This is a genomic window from Geminocystis sp. CENA526 (assembly GCF_050753365.1).
In the GTDB taxonomy this organism is placed as follows: domain Bacteria; phylum Cyanobacteriota; class Cyanobacteriia; order Cyanobacteriales; family Cyanobacteriaceae; genus Geminocystis.
Map to the genome: position 1 here is coordinate 1 of NZ_JBLZFY010000205.1, position 2,894 is coordinate 2,894.

Annotated in this window: 3 protein-coding genes; all 3 read right to left on the reverse strand. The window is 31.7% G+C overall.

Annotated elements, in window-relative coordinates; all coding sequences use genetic code 11:
- Positions 1-46: 46 nt before the first annotated feature.
- Entirely contained in the window at positions 47-475 is a 429-nt protein-coding gene (locus ACN4EE_RS22600; protein ID WP_431708772.1) for a chemotaxis protein CheW, read from the reverse strand.
- Positions 476-543: 68 nt separating this feature from the next.
- Positions 544-906 (reverse strand): response regulator, encoded by a 363-nt coding sequence (locus ACN4EE_RS22605; protein WP_431708773.1) that lies wholly within the window; start codon positions 904-906, stop codon positions 544-546.
- A 7-nt stretch (positions 907-913) separates the two neighbouring features.
- Positions 914-2,038, reverse strand: coding sequence for a response regulator (locus ACN4EE_RS22610; protein ID WP_431708774.1), 1,125 nt, complete (start codon positions 2,036-2,038; stop codon positions 914-916).
- Positions 2,039-2,894 lie beyond the last annotated feature (856 nt).

The window sequence follows — 2,894 nt, forward strand, 5'->3', positions numbered from 1 at the left end:
GAAAAAGAGTTAAAGGCTTTACTAGAAAACAGTAAGATTATTAAAATTAACTATTAAGGCTATTTTGCACATTAGCTAAATTAAGAATTGGTATATCTTCTGTATCAGGAATTATCCCTTGATAATAATTAGGATTAATGTTAATTACACTATCTCTAAGGGATTTATCTACATCAGAAAAAGTTTTAATTTCTCCTAGTTTTTGCACCACTAAGCCTAAGAAGTTATTGTGCTGAATTTTTGTCAGCAAAATAGTATTTAAAGCAAAATTCGGTAAGTATTGATTAAATAATAAATTTGATAATTCCAATATCCATAAAAAATTCCCTCGATGATTTGTTACCCCTAGTAAATTATTATTTACCCCCGGAATAGGGCAAATATCACTATAGTTAATATTGATAACTTCTTGCACTTGATTTAAAGGAATTGCGACTTTTTTTCTTTCGATTAACTCGATAATAAAGTAATCCATAATCTTAATTAATTGAGAATTTAAATTTAGAAAAATACAGGCAAGATGCCTGTTTTACGAGGATATAATCATAAATAACTTTTGACAGTATTGATTAAATCTGTGGGAGAATAAGGTTTAGTTAAATAAGCATTTCCTCCTTGTCTTAATGCCCAAAATTTGTCGAAATCTTCGTCTTTTGTAGAAAGAAAAATTATCGGCACTGCTTTATAATTCATTTCTTTGCGGATATGCCTACAAACGTCTAAACCACTCATATCTGGCATGACAATATCCATTAAGATTAAGTCGGGTTGCCCATTTTCTTCCAGCCACTGTAAGGCTGACTCTCCGTTATCTCTTAAGGTTATTTCTACTCCCATATTCTGTAATAAGCCGTTAACTAACTTTTGTTGTGACTTAGAGTCATCTACTACTAATATTTTTTTCATGGTGATTTTATGCCTCTTTTTGAATGTTGTCGTTGATACTTTGGATTAATTCTTGAGGATTGAAGGGTTTGCAAATATAACCAACCGCACCAATCATTTTGGCTTTGACTCGATCGAGTACTCCGTCTCTACCTGTTAACATCAGAATGGGAATATCCTTGAGTAATTCTGACTGACGCATCATGTACGCTAATTTATAACCGTCAATGTCGGGCATATTAATATCCATGAGAATCAAGTCAGGTTTTTGACGAACAAACATACTCATCGCCTTAGCTGGTTCGGTAATACTAACAACTTCAAAACCTCCTGCAATTAAAGTCATTTTGACGATGCGTTGTATGGCTTGGCTATCATCGATACAGGCAATCAAGGGTTTTTTTACAGTCTCGATCGTGCTATGTTGAGGAGGCTTGATGTTAATTAGATTGAGATTAACTAGGGGTTGAAATAACATCCCCAAGTCTAAAACCTTTTCTCCTGAGTGAGTTCCAATTTCGTATAAGCTACAGTGATCATCTAAATAGGGTTTTAATTTTTCTAATCGTTGCCATTGAGGCACATCATCGGCAAAATAGGATTTAAGAGAATGCCAATCACTGTCGGCAAAACGCACAAAAGGAGAACTAATGTTCCCCCTAATTTGCGCCCATCCCCGAATCTGACTTTTTTCCGACTCTACAAGGGATTTTGCACTTTTGTTGAGAATAAGAGGATCTAATCCTACTATCTTCTCATACTTTACCTCCGCTCTGGGTAAGGCTAAACAACAAATTAAGGCTTCTTGAGTCAGATAAAATAAAATTTCTCTGACTTCATGGGAGTCTAAATGTTTTTCCTGCCATTGTTTATAAATAAATTGATAATCGTCTTCTAATTCTTGGGGAATATAAAAATTATGTTGTTTAAAACCTTGAGATAAAAGATAGTTAAGTCTTTCTCTTTTTCTCGATACACTGGTGGCAAAATGAATTTTTCCTTTGCCTAAATATACTATCCATTGTATATCTCGATCGATGGGATCTATTATAATTAATTTACCTGATATTTTTTTTCCTAATAAACCTTGTAAAACTTTATGAGGAATTGCTACTACTTGTTTTCCCACATCAAGTACTGTATTTTGCGTCATGGTTATATTCATAAAAATTATACATATTTTGCTTAAAATTTACTGTAATTAATTCAATATTAACCTGCCCCCAAATGAATCTTTTTGGATAAGTTAATCTATCTTTAACCTTGTCTTAATAAAATCTTAAATAGCTAAGAATTTATCTATTTTAAACATAGCAAAATTATTGTTTTTTAGTTCGATCGATGTATTCTTAAACACCATAAATAATCAAAATATCTTCTTTTGATGCCGACGATATAGCAATTCTCGTTTTGTTAAGGTGCAAAAATTGTTGTTGAAAGACAAGAGGCAATGCTTCGACTACGCTCAGCAACCGAGCAAAAGTTAATATCAGTCAATAGTTATCAGTATTATTAACTGACGTTACGCACTCATGGGTTAAATTTTAATAGGTATCAGGTATCGGGTAGCAGGTATTAGGTTAAATTCAAACTGTTAATTTATAACATCTGCATTTTTAAAAATAGAAAAATACATCTGCATAAACTATCTTTTGACTTGTGTTCAAATTCAGTACTATCTGAGTTTAAAAATATCTTTTCTACACTGTTTTGTTCGACAATAAACCCTGTTTTATTATACTCATCAAGGTTATAATCTGATGTAACTTGTTTGAGGATGACACTACGCACGATAAAATGAAGGTTATAAATTCTTGTAGTGAAAGATTATATCTCGACTGAAATTATCTGTAAGATTGTATATCTTTACAAAAATTGGATACTCCCGTTAGCATAATAAAATCAGAAGAATCGTCATATTTCATAAAATGAGAATAAATAATGAATAATATTAAAGAAAAAATAGAGCATCGTTTAGGAATATCTTTAGATAAAATATTTTTATTTTG